The sequence below is a fragment of the Micromonospora sp. NPDC050187 genome, assembly GCF_044459745.1.
In the GTDB taxonomy this organism is placed as follows: Bacteria; Actinomycetota; Actinomycetes; order Mycobacteriales; family Micromonosporaceae; genus Micromonospora.
Genome location: NZ_JBITJH010000008.1, coordinates 135,874 through 149,529, shown reverse-complemented (window position 1 = coordinate 149,529; position 13,656 = coordinate 135,874). Strand labels below are relative to the sequence as shown.

Annotated in this window: 10 protein-coding genes and 1 pseudogene; 5 read left to right on the top strand and 6 right to left on the bottom strand. The window is 71.9% G+C overall.

Features of this window, described 5'->3' with window-relative positions; translation table 11 throughout:
• The first annotated feature begins 3 nt into the window (after positions 1-3).
• The 3 genes and pseudogenes from nirB (at position 4) to ACIBJE_RS15265 (ending at position 4,047) form a co-directional block, all read left to right on the top strand.
• A complete protein-coding gene (nirB, locus tag ACIBJE_RS15275; protein WP_396748689.1) occupies positions 4-2,529 on the top strand; it encodes a nitrite reductase large subunit NirB in 2,526 nt (841 codons plus the stop codon).
• Positions 2,526-2,858: pseudogene (gene nirD, locus ACIBJE_RS15270) on the top strand (nitrite reductase small subunit NirD); the annotation flags it as partial. The gene nirB and the pseudogene nirD, both read left to right, overlap by 4 nt.
• Before the next feature lie 100 nt (positions 2,859-2,958).
• Entirely contained in the window at positions 2,959-4,047 is a 1,089-nt protein-coding gene (locus ACIBJE_RS15265) for a uroporphyrinogen-III synthase (RefSeq protein ID WP_396748425.1), read from the top strand.
• 121 nt (positions 4,048-4,168) lie between these two features.
• Here the strand turns inward: ACIBJE_RS15265 and ACIBJE_RS15260 are convergent, their stop codons facing one another.
• The 4 genes from ACIBJE_RS15260 to ACIBJE_RS15245 all read right to left on the bottom strand — a co-directional run bounded on the left by ACIBJE_RS15260 (position 4,169) and on the right by ACIBJE_RS15245 (position 8,757).
• A complete protein-coding gene (locus ACIBJE_RS15260; protein WP_396748423.1) occupies positions 4,169-4,792 on the bottom strand; it encodes a GTP-binding protein in 624 nt (207 codons plus the stop codon).
• Entirely contained in the window at positions 4,773-5,138 is a 366-nt protein-coding gene (locus ACIBJE_RS15255) for a DUF742 domain-containing protein (RefSeq protein WP_396748421.1), read from the bottom strand. The genes ACIBJE_RS15260 and ACIBJE_RS15255 overlap by 20 nt, the downstream gene beginning before the upstream one ends.
• A gap of 65 nt (positions 5,139-5,203) precedes the next feature.
• Positions 5,204-5,611, bottom strand: a complete 408-nt coding sequence (locus tag ACIBJE_RS15250; RefSeq protein WP_088982086.1) for a roadblock/LC7 domain-containing protein — start codon at positions 5,609-5,611, stop codon at positions 5,204-5,206.
• Complete coding sequence (locus ACIBJE_RS15245; RefSeq protein ID WP_396748419.1) at positions 5,608-8,757, bottom strand: nitrate- and nitrite sensing domain-containing protein; 3,150 nt, start codon at positions 8,755-8,757, stop codon at positions 5,608-5,610. The genes ACIBJE_RS15250 and ACIBJE_RS15245 overlap by 4 nt, the downstream gene beginning before the upstream one ends.
• A gap of 443 nt (positions 8,758-9,200) precedes the next feature.
• Between ACIBJE_RS15245 and ACIBJE_RS15240 the strand changes: the two genes are divergently transcribed.
• Entirely contained in the window at positions 9,201-10,385 is a 1,185-nt protein-coding gene (locus ACIBJE_RS15240; RefSeq protein WP_396748417.1) for an ABC transporter substrate-binding protein, read from the top strand.
• Between the two features lie 197 nt (positions 10,386-10,582).
• Here ACIBJE_RS15240 and ACIBJE_RS15235 read toward each other — a convergent pair whose 3' ends face one another.
• Together ACIBJE_RS15235 and ACIBJE_RS15230 are read right to left on the bottom strand one after the other, a co-directional pair.
• Positions 10,583-11,428, bottom strand: coding sequence for an ABC transporter permease (locus tag ACIBJE_RS15235; protein WP_396748415.1), 846 nt, complete (start codon positions 11,426-11,428; stop codon positions 10,583-10,585).
• A gap of 138 nt (positions 11,429-11,566) precedes the next feature.
• On the bottom strand, positions 11,567-12,598 hold the full coding sequence (locus tag ACIBJE_RS15230) for an ABC transporter substrate-binding protein (protein ID WP_396748413.1): 1,032 nt from the start codon (positions 12,596-12,598) through the stop codon (positions 11,567-11,569).
• Between the two features lie 273 nt (positions 12,599-12,871).
• Here ACIBJE_RS15230 and ACIBJE_RS15225 point away from each other — a divergent pair, with 273 nt between their 5' ends.
• Positions 12,872-13,654 (top strand): ABC transporter ATP-binding protein, encoded by a 783-nt coding sequence (locus ACIBJE_RS15225; protein ID WP_396748411.1) that lies wholly within the window; start codon positions 12,872-12,874, stop codon positions 13,652-13,654.
• The last annotated feature ends 2 nt before the right edge of the window (positions 13,655-13,656 follow it).

Here is a 13,656-nt window from a genome sequence, read left to right as displayed (position 1 = left end):
GGGATGGACGACAACGACGGGACGACCGGCGGCCGGTTGGTGGTCGTCGGCAACGGAATGGTCGGTCAGCGCCTCGTGGAGGCGCTGCGCGCCCGGGACACCGCCGGACGCTGGCGGGTCACGGTGCTCGCCGAGGAGCACCGGCCGGCGTACGACCGGGTGCGGCTCTCGGCGTTCTTCGACGGGGTGGACGCCGACGAGTTGAGCCTGCACACCCCGGACGACGGGGTCGAACTGCGGCTGGGCGAACCGGTCACGACGGTCGACCGGACGCGGCGGGTGGTGACCACGGCCGGGGGCGAGTACCCGTACGACGCGTTGGTGCTGGCCACCGGCTCGTACGCCTTCGTGCCGCCGGTGGACGGCACGGACCTGCCCGGCGTCTTCGTCTACCGCACGCTGGACGACCTGGTGGCGATCCGGGAGCACGCCCGGGGTCGCCGGGTCGGCGCGGTGATCGGCGGCGGGCTGCTCGGGCTGGAGGCGGCGAACGCGCTGCGCCTGCTCGGGCTGGACACCCACGTGGTCGAGTTCGCGCCCCGGCTGATGCCGGTGCAGGTCGACGAGGCGGGCGGGGCGATGCTCCGGCGCTACGTCGAGGAGCTGGGGGTGCGTACCCATCTCGGGGTGGCCACCACCGCGCTGCGCGCCGGGCCGGACGGCACGGTCACCGGCCTGGTCCTCTCCGACGGCACCACGGTCGACGCGGACCTGGTGGTGGTCGCCGCCGGCATCCGCCCCCGCGACGAGCTGGCCCGCGCGGCCGGGCTCGCGGTCGGGCCGCGCGGCGGCGTGCTTGCCGACGCGACCTGCCGCACGGAGGACGCGCGGATCTGGGCGGTCGGCGAGTGCGCGGCGGTCGACGGCACCTGCTTCGGCCTGGTCGCTCCCGGCTACGCGATGGCCGAGGTGGTGGCCGACCGGCTGCTCGGCGGGGCGGCCGTCTTCCCCGGGGCGGACACCGCCACCAAACTGAAGCTGCTCGGGGTGGACGTGGCCTCGTTCGGCGACGCGCACGGGGTCACCCCGGGCTGCCTGGACGTGACGTTCACCGACCCGGCCACCCGGGTCTACGCCAAGCTGGTCCTCTCCGACGACGCGCGCACCCTGCTCGGCGGGGTGCTGGTCGGCGACGCGAGCGCGTACCCGACGCTGCGGGCGAGTGTCGGCGGCCCGCTGCCGGCCCCGCCGCTGGCACTGCTCGCGCCGGCCGGGGAGGCGGCGGCCGGCGGGGTGGCCACGCTGCCCGCCGCCGCGCAGGTCTGCTCGTGCAACGCGGTGACCCGCGAGCAGGTGGACGCGGCGATCACGGACGGCTACGCCGACGTGCCGGCGCTGAAGGCGTGCACCCGGGCCGGCACGAGCTGCGGCTCCTGCGTACCGCTGCTCAAGCAGCTCCTCGACGCGGCCGGGGTGGTGCAGTCGCGGGCGCTCTGCGAGCACTTCGACGTCAGCCGCAAGGAGCTGTTCGAGATCGTCCGGGTGCGGGGCATCCGGACCTTCTCCCAGCTGGTGGCGGAGCACGGGCGGGGCCGGGGCTGCGACATCTGCAAACCGGTGGTCGCCTCGATCCTGGCCTCGCTCGGCAGCGGGTACGTGCTCGACGGCGAGCAGGCGTCGTTGCAGGACACCAACGACCACTTCCTGGCCAACCTGCAACGCGACGGCAGCTACTCGGTGGTGCCCCGGATCCCCGGTGGCGAGATCACCCCGGAGAAACTGATCGTGATCGGTGAGGTGGCCCGGGACTTCAACCTCTACACCAAGATCACCGGTGGGCAGCGGATCGACCTGTTCGGGGCACGGGTGGACCAGTTGCCGGCGATCTGGCGGCGGCTGGTCGACGCCGGCTTCGAGTCCGGCCACGCATACGGCAAGGCGCTGCGCACCATCAAGTCCTGCGTCGGCGAGACCTGGTGCCGGTACGGGGTGCAGGACTCGGTCGGGCTCGCCGTCGCGCTGGAGCTGCGCTACCGGGGGCTCCGCGCCCCGCACAAGATCAAGTCAGCGGTCTCCGGGTGTGCCCGCGAGTGCGCCGAGGCGCGCAGCAAGGACTTCGGCGTCATCGCCACCGAGACCGGCTGGAACCTCTACGTCGGCGGCAACGGCGGCTTCCGTCCCCGGCACGCCGACCTCTTCGCCACCGACCTGACCACCGAGGAACTGGTCCGCTACGTCGACCGGTTCCTGATGTTCTACGTCCGCACCGCCGACCGGCTGCAACGCACCGCCGCCTGGATCGAGGCGATGGACGGCGGCCTCGACCACCTCCGCGCGGTGATCGTGGACGACTCGCTCGGGCTGGCCGCCGAACTCGACGCGGCGATGGCCCGGCACGTCGGGTCGTACTCGGACGAGTGGCGGGACACCCTGACCGACCCGGAGCGGCTGCGCCGCTTCACCTCGTTCGTCAACGCACCGGACGTGCCCGACCCGTCGATCACCTTCGCGGTGGAGCGGGGCCAGCCGGTGCCGGCGGTGGCCGGCCGGCAGCCGGTCGCCCTGGGTCTGCCGGAGGTACGCCGATGAGCACGACGGACAGTTGGACCCCGGTCTGCGGGTACGACCGGCTGGAGCCCGACCGGGGCGTTGCCGCCCTGGTCGACGGGGTGCAGGTGGCCCTGTTCCGGACCGTCGACGGGCTGTTCGCGCTCGACAACCGGGACCCGGTCTCCGGCGCGTACGTGCTCTCCCGGGGCCTCGTGGGCAGCCGCGACGGGATCCCCACCCTCGCCTCGCCGCTGCACAAGCAGGTGTACGACCTGCGTACCGGCGACTGCCTCGACCGGCCCGGGGCCGCCGTGACCCGGCACGGGGTGCGCTGCCGCGACGGCGTGGTCGAGGTACGGCTGCACGAGCCGGTGGGGTACGGCGACGCCATCCCCGACCGTGCCGGTGCCGACGGTCGCGTCCCCGACCACGCGGTCGCCGGTGCCGGGGGGATCCGTGGGGGGCACGGTGGCTGACGAGCTGGCCGGCTTCACCATCGGCGTGACCGCCGACCGGCGGCGGGACGAACTCGCGGCGATGCTGGAACGGCGTGGCGCGCGGGTGGTGCTCGCCCCGGCGCTGCGGATCGTGCCGCTCGCCGACGACAGCGACCTGCGCGAGGCCACCCGCGCCTGCCTCCAACAGCCACCGGACATCCTGATGGCCAACACCGGCATCGGCATGCGCGGCTGGCTGGAGGCGGCCGAGGGGTGGGGCCTGGCCGAGTCGCTGCGCTCCGTGCTCGCCGACACGTACGTGGTGACCCGGGGTCCCAAGGCACGGGGCGCGATCCGGGCCGCCGGCCTGCACGACCAGTGGTCGCCGGACTCGGAGAGCTGCGAGGAGGTGGTCGATCACCTGCGCCGGCGCGGGGTCGCGGGTCAGGTGATCGCGATGCAGCTGCACGGCGATCGCCAGCCGGAGTGCACCATGGCGCTGGAGGCGGCCGGGGCGACGGTGATCGAGGTGCCGGTCTACCGGTGGGCCCCGCCCACCGACGCGGCTCCCCTGCACCGCCTCATCGACCTGGTCGCCTCCCGGCTGGTCGACGCGGTCACCTTCACCTCGGCGCCGGCCGCCGAGGCGCTGCTGCGGGTCGCCGGGGACCGGGCCGAGGCGGTGCTCGGGGCGTTCCGCAGCGACGTGCTGGCCAGCTGCGTCGGGGCGGTGACCGCCGAGCCGCTGCACCGCCGGGGGGTGCCGGTGAGCGTGCCCGCCCGGGCTCGGCTCGGCGCGCTGGTACGACACATCGTCGACGAACTGCCCCGTCGTACGGTGACCCTGAAGGCCGCCGGCCACCAGCTCACCCTGCGGGGCCACGCGGCCGTGATCGACGGAGAGCTACGGCCGCTGGCCCCCGCGCCGATGGCGGTGCTCCGGGCGCTGGCCCGCTCCCCCGGCCGGGTGTTCTCCCGGACCGCCCTGCTGCGCACCCTGCCGCGCGGCGCGGACGAGCACGCGGTGGAGATGGCGGTGGCCCGGATCCGCGCCGGCCTGGACGCCCCCCGCGTGGTCCAGACCGTCGTCAAACGCGGCTACCGCCTCCGCATCGACTGATCTGCGGTTCGTTGTCCGGCCGCACGGTGGTTGCAGGGGACCCCTGCTACCCGAAAAGCGGTTGCAGGGGGCCCTTGCTACCCAAGAAACGGTAGCAAGGGTCCCCTGCAACCACCCGGCGTCAGCCGACCGGAGTCGGGAAGCCGCGGCCGTGCTCGGCCTGGAGGCGGAGCATGGCGTGCTCGACCACGGTCACCAGCACCTGCTTGACCGACTCCCGGTGCCGGGCGTCGGTCAGGATCAGCGGCACCTGTGGCGAGATCGCCAGCGCCTCCCGGACCTCCTCCAGGTCGTAGCGCGGCGCGCCGTCGAAGCTGTTGAGCGCCACCACGTACGGCAGCTTGCGGTTCTCGAAGTAGTCCAGCGGCGCGAACGCGTCGGTGATCCGACGGGTGTCCACCAGCACGGCGGCACCCACCGCACCCTTGATGATCTCGTCCCACATGAACCAGAACCGGGTCTGGCCCGGGGTGCCGAAGAGATAGAGGATCAGGTCCTCGGCCATGGTGATACGGCCGAAGTCCATAGCGACCGTGGTGGTCTGCTTCCCCGGCACCTTGGACGGGTCGTCGATGCCGACACCCGCCGCCGTCATCACCGCCTCGGTGGTCAGCGGGGTGATCTCCGAGACCGCGCCGACCAGGGTTGTCTTGCCCACGCCGAACCCGCCCGCGATCACGATCTTCGCGGAGGTGATACCCCGGTTACGGCGTGCCCCGGCGGGGTCATAGCCTGCGAAGTCCACTTAGCACCCTCTCAAGCAGTTCCATCCGCTCCTCGTACGCCTCGACGGGAGCGGCAGTGTGTAGCGTCAGCAGACCCTCGGCCACCATGTCGGCGACCAGAACCCGGGCCACGCCCAGCGGCATTCGGGTGTACGCCGCGATCTCCGCCAGAGACTGCGGACGCCCCTCGCAGATCGTGGCGATGCGATGCTTGTCGTGGCCGGCGAAACGGGACTCAGCGACGGCGGTGGGGCTCGCCGTCATCACCGCCTCCAGAGCGATGTCCTGGCGCGGCTCGGTTCGTCCCCGGGTGACCGCGTACGGACGCACCAACGCGCCGCGCGGGTCCTCTCGCCTCCGGTCCATTCGCGATCACCTCCTTCCGCCGGCGCCGCCTGTCGGCACCGGATGACGGTTTCTGCTCGTGGCTACTACCGGACCACGGCCTCTCGGGGCAGCGGCACCAGCGCCGCCCCGACCCGTTCGACCAGCAGCGCCATCTCGTACCCGACCTGGCCCACGTCGCAGCTGCGGGCGGCGAGCACCGCCATCGACGAGCCGTCACTGATGGACATCAGGAACAGATACCCGCTGTCCATCTCGATGACGGTCTGGAGCACGCCACCGGCACTGAACATCCGGGCCGCACCCTCGGTCAGACTCACCACGCCGGAGGTGATCGCAGCGAGCTGGTCGGCGCGGTCCGCCGGCAGGTCACGCGAGGAGGCGAGCAGCAGCCCGTCCGCGGACACCGCGACGACGTGGGCGATGCCCGCCACGCTGTCGGCGAAGTTGGTGAGCAGCCAACCCATGTCCTGCATAGCCGCTGGCCTGTTCATCGGCTCGTCTCCTTGGTCGAATCGCTGTTCTGGTCCACGCCGGCCGTCCGACCGCGTTGCACACCACGGTGGTAGGCCGAGAGCAGACCCCGTACTTCGTCAGGGGTGCGCCGGGTGCTGGCCCGGCTGCCCTTGGGCTCCACGCCGCCCGGGACGAGCTGCGCCTGCGGCACCCGTTTCGGCAGACCGGACCGGGTGGTGCCCGCAGCGGCCGGCTCGGCGGCCTTCACCGCCCGGGACCAGCCCTCGTCCGCCGCCGTACGCCATCCGTCCGTGCCGGTCGGCGCCGGTGCCGGCGTCGGCTCGGCCTGGGCCACCGGGGCCGGGATCGGCGCCGGCTCGGCCGGGACCGGTGCCGGCGGGGTGGCGGCGACCGGCTCGGGGGCCGGCGGCGGCGTCGGTGCCGCCACGGTCGGCGGCGTGTACGACGGCGGCGGCGGCTGCGTCGCGGGCTGCGTCGCGGCCGGAACGACCGTGGCACCCGGCGTACGGCCGGGCAGCTTCGGCAGCTGCGGAACCTCGGTGGTCGGGGCGCCGGTCGCCGCCGGCACGGCGGCGGCCGGCGCCTGGTCGAACTGCGGGCGGGCGAAGATGGCCGTCGCGTCGTTGCCGTGGGTACGGAACCAGGCGGTCTCCATCTCCCGGAAGATCGGCGCCTCGGCCGGCTCGGCCGGCCGGGGAGCCGGCAGGGCGGGCGCGGTGAGCGGGGCGACCGACGGCGGCAGGGCCGGCGGGGTGGCCACCGGACCGGCCACCGGGCCGGCGGGCAGCGTGGGGGCCGGCGTCGCCGGCTGCGACCGGTCGTTCCCCGGGCTCCGCTGCGGCAACGGGTTCAGGGTGGGGAACGCGGTGGTCGGCGTGCCCGCCAGTCCGTTGCCGGCGACCGGTGCCGTCGGGGTGAACGCCGAGGTGGCCAGGGTCGGCGACGCCGTGGTCGGGCCGCCCACGTTCACCGACGGCCCGGTGTCGCGGGCCTCGTTGGCAGCCGGCCACGGGGTCGGCGACGGGTTGGTACGCCACTGGTCGCTGGTGAGGGTGGCCGCCGAGGTACGCCCGGTGCCGGCCAGCGGCTCGCCGAACATGGCGGTCGGTCCGGTGGTCGGGGCCTGCTCGACGGCGAGCGGCTGACGGGGCCGGGGCAGCGGGTCCCGACCACCTTGACCGCGCCCCTGGGGCAGCACCACGGTCGAGTTGGGCAGGGTGACCTGGGCGACGGTGCCGCCCTCCACGTTGCGCCGCAGTTCGACCCGGACGCCGTAGCGGGACGCCAGCCGGCTGACCACGGCGAGACCCATCAGCCGGAACGCGGCGACGTCCACCGTCGACGGCGCGGCCAGTCGCCGGTTGAGCGAGTCGAGCTGCTCGTCGGTCAGGCCGAGGCCGCGGTCCTCGATCTGGATCAGCACGTAGTCGCGGATCCGCCGGGCGTCGGCGACCACGGTGGTGGTCGGCGGGGAGAACCGGGTGGCGTTGTCGAGCAGCTCGGCGACGAGCCGGACCACGTCGTTGACGGCGTGCGCGGCGACCGAGATGTCCGTGTCGACGGTGCCGAACTCGATCCGGTTGTACAGCTCCACCTCGGACTGCGCGGCGCGCAGCACGTCGACCAGGAGCGCGTCGTCGCGACGCGGCACGGCCGAGTCCGCGCCGGCGAGGACCAGCAGGTTCTCGTCGTTACGGCGCATCCGGGTGGCCAGGTGGTCCAGCTCGAAAAGCTGGGCGAGCCGCTTCGGGTCCTCCTCGCCACGCTCGATGGCGTCCAGCTCACCGATCATCCGGTCGACCAGGGTCTGACTACGGCGGGCCAGGTTGAGGAACATCGCCGAGACGCTGGCCCGCAGGGCGGCCTGCTCGGCCGCGATCCGGACCGCCTCCCGGTGGACGACGTTGAAGGCGAGCGCGACCTGGCCGACCTCGTCCTTGTTGGTCAGCTTGATCGGATCGCGGACCTCCTTGACGATCTCATCCACGCCGCTGTCACCGACGTTGCCCATGTTCTGCAGCCGCTTGACCGCCTCCGGCAGGTCGTGGTTGGCCACCGAGAGCGCACCCTCCCGCAGCCGACGCAGCGAGTGGTTGAGCGACCGGGCCAGCACCACGGCGAGGGTGACGGCGACGACGAGGGTGAGCAGCACCAGCAGCGACTCGATCACGGCCTGCCGGATGACCGCCGTACGGGCGTCGTCGGTCTGGCTGAGCAGCCGGTCCTGGAGCTGCACCTCGGTCCAGCGCATCAGGTCGTTGACCGCGCCGATGGCGAAGGTCGCGTCCTCGGCCCGGACCAGGGCCGGCGTCTGCCCGACGGAGCGGGTGATGTCGGCCGCGACCCGGTCGGCGAGGACCACCGCGTCACCGGTGACCGTGCTGTCGACCAGCGCCTGCTGGGTCGGGTCCGCGGCGAGCGAGAACGTGAGCAGGGCTTCCTGCTGGCTGGTGAGCGTGGCGACGAAGGAGGAGAACTGTTCCTCGTCGATCCGGTTGGCCGCGAGCGCGGCGAAGGCGACCGCCTCCTCCTCGGCCACGGCCGACTTGGCGCGGCTGAACGCGGCGACCGCCCGCCGGCTGTCGGCGAGCGCGCCGTCACCGGGGAGCTGGGCCAGCGCGTCGCCGTAGCCCACCAGGTCGGCCAGGACCACGCCGTACCGCAGCACGGCCGCGGAGACCGGCATCTGCCGCCGGTCCACCACTTCCTGCCGGGTCGCATTCAGGGTGGCCAGGTGGTCGTCGACGATCCGGAGCCGGTCGCTGACCGCCGAGGGCAGCTCGCCCACCTCACGCCGCTGGGCGTTGTACTGGGAGACCCGCTGGTCGGTGCGGCGCACGTGCAGGTTGAACGAGTCCGGCTTGGCGGTGGGCGAGGCGAGGTAGGTCGCCGCCGCCATCCGCTCACGGTGCAGGTCCTGGGTGAGCGCCGAGATGTCGACCGAGAGCGCGGTCAACGAGCGGGCCTGGTTGGCCTCGTAGGCGCCCTCACCCACCGAGATGAGTCGTACGGTGGCCAACGCGACGACCGCGGCGACCGGTACGACGAGGATCAGCGCCAGCTTGGACCGGATCCGCGCGTCGCGCAGCCGGGGCAGCCGGCGCCGTCGCTTCTCCTGGGTGGGCTGACCGCTCTCGGGCAGGGTCGTAGGTGCGGTGCTCACGACATCGCCTCCGTCGTTTCTTCCACGCTTGACCCGCCGACCCGCGCCTGGTGCAGCGGACAGCGCCACGCGCGGCACGGCCGCGATTTCATCAGAGAAGATCGGGTTTGGGAAGCCGCAGTGAGACAGGAAACGTTAGGAGAACACCAAACCGCTGAAGTGGTCAACTATTACCTTCATTTCCACAAGGCCCTGATCAGGGCAGATGATCCACAGTATTCGTCCGCATCTGCTCAGTGAGCATTTGCAAAACCTCGGGGCCACCACCATGTGGGACGGCCATCCCGAAACGCCCCGGCCTCCCGCGCTTGACCACGGGGGCTCGGCATTGGCAAGGTTTTGCAGGCTTCGCGCACACCGTACGGCAGACCCATCCCGTCCCTCCACCGAGGACGGAAATAGCGGGGTTCGGGCACCGCCCACCCGCCTTCTGGAGGACCAAGTTGAGCCCCTTCCGCTCCGTCACCACCGCGGCGCTCGCCTCGGCCGTCCTGGCCACCACGCTCACCGGCTGCCAGTTCGGCGAGGAACCCGCGGACACCAGCCCCATCGTCATCGGCGTCGACCTCGAACTCTCGGGTCCGCAGGCGGCCACCGGCAAGGCGTACCAGCGCGCCCTGGAACTCAAGCGCGACCAGTTGAACGCCTCCGGCGCCCTGGGCGAGCGCCGGGTCGAGCTCAGAGTCAAGGACAACCGCTCCGACGCCGCCGAGTCGCAGCGCAACATCGGTGACTTCGGCAACGACACCTCGGTCACCGCGGTCATCATGGGTGGCTGCAACGAGTGCGCGGTCAACGCGGTCCGCACCATCGACGAGAAGCGGGTTCCGACGATCGCCCTGGCCGCGTCGGGCTCGATCACCACCTCGTCCGCCGCGCAGCGCTCGTACGTGTTCAAGCTGGCCCCGAACGCCACGGACAGCGCGGACGCCCTCACCACCGAACTGACCCGGCGCGGGGTCAAGGAGGCGGCGCTGCTGCACAGCGACGACGACTACGGGCGGGAGGGACTCGACACCCTGCGCGCCGAGTTCACCAAGGCGAAGATCGAGCTGGTGGCCGTCGAGGCGGTCAAGGGCACGGACACCGACGTCACCGCGCCGGTGGAGACGCTGGTCGAGGACGAGCCCGACGCGCTGGTGCTCTGGACCCCGTCCGAGCAGGCGATGCTCGCCAGCACCGCGGCCAAGAAGGCGAAGTTCGAGGGCTCCCTCTTCCTCGACGCGGCGGCGGCGGGTGAGCTCTTCCTCGGCACCTCGGCCCGCTCGGCCGAGCAGGCCACCCTGGTCTTCACCCAGACCATGGTGATCGACGACGTCATCGCCACCACGCCGGCCAAGGCCGCCCGCCGGCAGTGGTTCCGGGACTACACCGCCCGCTTCGGCGGGTACAACGGCTTCTCCTCGTTCGCCGCGGACGCCGTGCAGCTGATCGCGGACGCCGAGCTGCGCGCCGGTGGCGAGCCCGGCCGGGTCGACCGGGACGGCCTGCGCGACGTGCTGGAGACCTCCCAGATGGACGGCCTCTCCGGTCCGATCCGGATGACCCCGGACAACCACTCCGGCCTGATGCCCCAGGCCCTGACCACCCTCGTCGCCCAGGGCGGTCGCTGGCGGCTCGCCGGTTAGGTGGGGTGTGTGGCCCACCGCAGCCGGCTCCGGGCGGTCAGGTGGGTTGCTGGTGTGGCCCGCCCCGCCCGGCTCCGGGCGGTCAGGCTTGATCCCTGCGCCGGGCGGGGCGGGCCACACCCTGGTTGAGCTGAGCGCTCCCGTCGAGGTCGGGTTCCCCGGTCGACGTGGCTTTCCGTTGGTCGCCGGTCTGGTGGTCAGCGGCTGGACGTGGTGGCCCGCACCCAGGGCAGGGCGAGCCGCTCCACCAGCACCAGCGCGAAGTAGAGCAGGATGCTCATCGCGGCGATGAGGACGATCGCGGCCCACGAGGTGGAGTAGGACCCGACCCCGTTGAACTGGAGGATCTGGTATCCGAGCCCGGCCTCGCCGGCCTGGAACTCCCCGATCACCGCGCCGATCGCGGCCAGCGGCATGGCGACCTTGAGCCCGACGAAGATCTGGGGCAGGGCCGCCGGGAAGCGCACCTTGCGGAACGCCTGCCACCAGGAGGCGTTCAGGGATCGGGCCAGTTCGGCGAGTTCGGCCGGCGTGGTGGTCAACCCGGTCGCGGTGGAGAGCACGATCGGGAAGAAGCAGAGCAGGAACACCATGGTGAGGATCGGCTTCTGCCCCCAGCCGAGGGAGACCACCAGCAGCGGCCCGAGCGCGATCTTCGGGACCGCGTTGACCGCCACCAGCAGCGGTGAGAACATCCGCTCCACCCGTCGGGAGGCGGCCAGCGCCAGGCCGATCAGGACCCCGGCCACCGTCGACAGCAGGAAGCCGACGACCGTGGAGAGGGTGGTCGCCCCGGCCGCCTCCAGCAGCACCGACCGGTTCTCGACCAGGGCCCGGAAGACGTCCTCCGGCGGGGGCAGCGAGGCCGGGTGGACGAGGTGGAACACCGAGGTGACCAGCCACCACACGCCCATCGCGACGAGGACGCCGAGCAGCGGCAGGCCGATGGCCGCCGACCCGGGACCGAGCCGACGGGCCTTCACCCGGGCCGGGGTCGGCTTCGTTGTAGCGGGCTCCGCGGCCCGCTCCTGCAACTCCGTCATGTCTTCTTCCTTCTCCTCGGTCCGTCGGGCAGAGGTCTCCCGGGGGTACGGGAGGGAGCCCTCCAGTCCCGACGGCCGGAGCGCGAGCGGGGGGTGCGCTCCGCCGGTCGTGGCGGAACACACCCCCGTGTGGATCGGTCAGGCCTTCGGCGCGAGGTTGAAGTCGACGACCTGATCCGGGGTGATGTTCTGCTTGAGCGCCCCGGCGCCCTGGAGGATGGCGATGCTCTTGGCGATCCGACCGGGGTCCAGCGCACCGATGGCGGTACCCGAGTTGCTGGACCGGACGTAGCCGGCCATCAGCTCCAGCTCGGCGGCGGCGGAGACCGGGTTGGCCTCGGGAACGTTCTTCTTCAGGATCTCGCCGGCCTCCTTCGGGTTGGTCAGGCTGTACTCCAGGCCCTTGAGCAGCGCGGCGGTGAAGCGCTTCACCATCTCCGGCTCCTCCTTGGCGAGCTTCTTGGAGGTGATCAGCGCGTTGCCGTAAAGGTCGGTCATCACGTTGCTGTACGGGAGCATGACCGGCTCCTTCTTGGCCACCGCCCGGACCGTGGGCGCACCCACGACGAACTGGCCGATGCCGTCGACCCGGCCCGAGGCGAGCGTCGCCATCAGTGTCTGCGCCTCGCCGTTGACCCACTTCACCTTGCTGTTGTCGATGCCGGCCAGCTTGGCGTAGGTCGGGAAGAGGTTGCGGACGACGGAGACCGGGGTGTCGGCGAGGGTCTTGCCCTCCAGGTCCTTCGGGGAGGCGATGCCCTTGTCCGAGGTGGTCACGATGGCGGCCATGGTGCGCTGCTGGATGGCCGCGACCGCGACGAAGTCCTTGGGCTTGTCGTCACCACCGCCGAGCTGGAGGATGCCACCGGTCAGGTCGATCGGACCGAACTCGGCCTGACCGCCCACGATGGTCTGGATGACGCCACCGGTGCCCTGGCCCGGCTTGATGTCGACGTCGAAACCGGCCTCCTTGAAGAAGCCCTTCTCCTTCGCCACCCACGCGTAGGAATCCCGGCCGAAGTTACCGAAGGAGGTGAGATACGTCACTTTCCGCAACGAAGCGCCGTCGCCATTACCGGAGCCGGAGTCGGAGTCACTGCTGCAAGCGGAGACCAGAGCCAGGGCCGTGGCCAATGCAGCCGCGGCGACAGTGCGGGTCAACCTTCTCATTGTTGTGCACCATGTCCTTTCCAGACCGGCGGCGATGGCCACCGGAGGAGTTGTCGAACCCGATGACGCCGTGGTGAGGGGGGGTGGGGACCGGCGTCACCATCGCGGGGGGACTCTTCGCCGGCACAGCGTACGAGAGAGTCACCTTGACGACACCAGGTGGATCCGGTTACGGAACGACAACAGATTGTTGTCCACCCTGGACGGTGTCAAGCAGACGTAATGCCGTTAGCCTTGCGTCGCTCGCGAATACCGTGGATGGGAGAACGCCGGATGATACGACTGTCGGGGGTGTCGCGCACCTTCACCGGTCGCTCCGGTCAGGTCGAGGCGTTACGCGGAATCGACCTGGACGTTGCCGAGGGTGAGTTCGTCGCCGTGCTCGGACGGTCCGGCTGTGGCAAGTCCACCCTGCTCCGGCTGATCGCCGGGCTGCTCCCGGTCACCGCCGGGGAGGTCGAGGTCGACGGCAGGCCGATCACCCGTCCCCGGCCCGACATCGCGATGCTGTTCCAACGCCCGGCGCTGCTGCCCTGGCGCAACGTGCTGGACAACGTCCTGCTCCCGGTGGAGATCTTCGGCTGGAGCCGGTCCAAGCACCGGCAGCGGGCCCGTGACCTGCTGGAGGTGGCCGGGCTGGCCGGCTTCGAGAAGCGGCTGCCGCACGAGCTCTCCGGCGGCATGCAGCAGCGGGTCTCGCTCTGCCGCTCGCTGATCGCCGAGCCGCGGGTGCTGCTGATGGACGAGCCGTTCTCCGCCCTCGACGCGCTCACCCGCGAGGAACTCTCGGTCGAGTTGCAACGGGTGCACATGCAGAACCAGGCCACCATCGTGTTCGTCACCCACTCCATCGACGAGGCGGTGCTCCTCGCCGACCGGGTGGTCGTGCTCAGCCCCCGGCCCGGCCGGATCCGCAAGGTGGTCGACGTGGACATCCCCCGGCCGCGCAGCCTGGGTCGTAACGCGCACCTGGCCGACGTGGCCCGGGTCAGCGCCGACCTGCACGAGCTGCTGATGGAGCGGGACCCGGCCCCGGCCGGGGCGAAGGGGCGATGACC

Coding starts and splice junctions, on each gene's coding strand:
- nirB (WP_396748689.1), top strand. CDS start 4: ATGGACGACAACGACGGGACGACCGGCGGCCGGTTGGTGGTCGTCGGC.
- ACIBJE_RS15255 (WP_396748421.1), bottom strand. CDS start 5,138: ATGGACCGGAGGCGAGAGGACCCGCGCGGCGCGTTGGTGCGTCCGTAC.
- ACIBJE_RS15250 (WP_088982086.1), bottom strand. CDS start 5,611: ATGAACAGGCCAGCGGCTATGCAGGACATGGGTTGGCTGCTCACCAAC.
- ACIBJE_RS15235 (WP_396748415.1), bottom strand. CDS start 11,428: ATGACGGAGTTGCAGGAGCGGGCCGCGGAGCCCGCTACAACGAAGCCG.
- ACIBJE_RS15230 (WP_396748413.1), bottom strand. CDS start 12,598: ATGAGAAGGTTGACCCGCACTGTCGCCGCGGCTGCATTGGCCACGGCC.
- ACIBJE_RS15225 (WP_396748411.1), top strand. CDS start 12,872: ATGATACGACTGTCGGGGGTGTCGCGCACCTTCACCGGTCGCTCCGGT.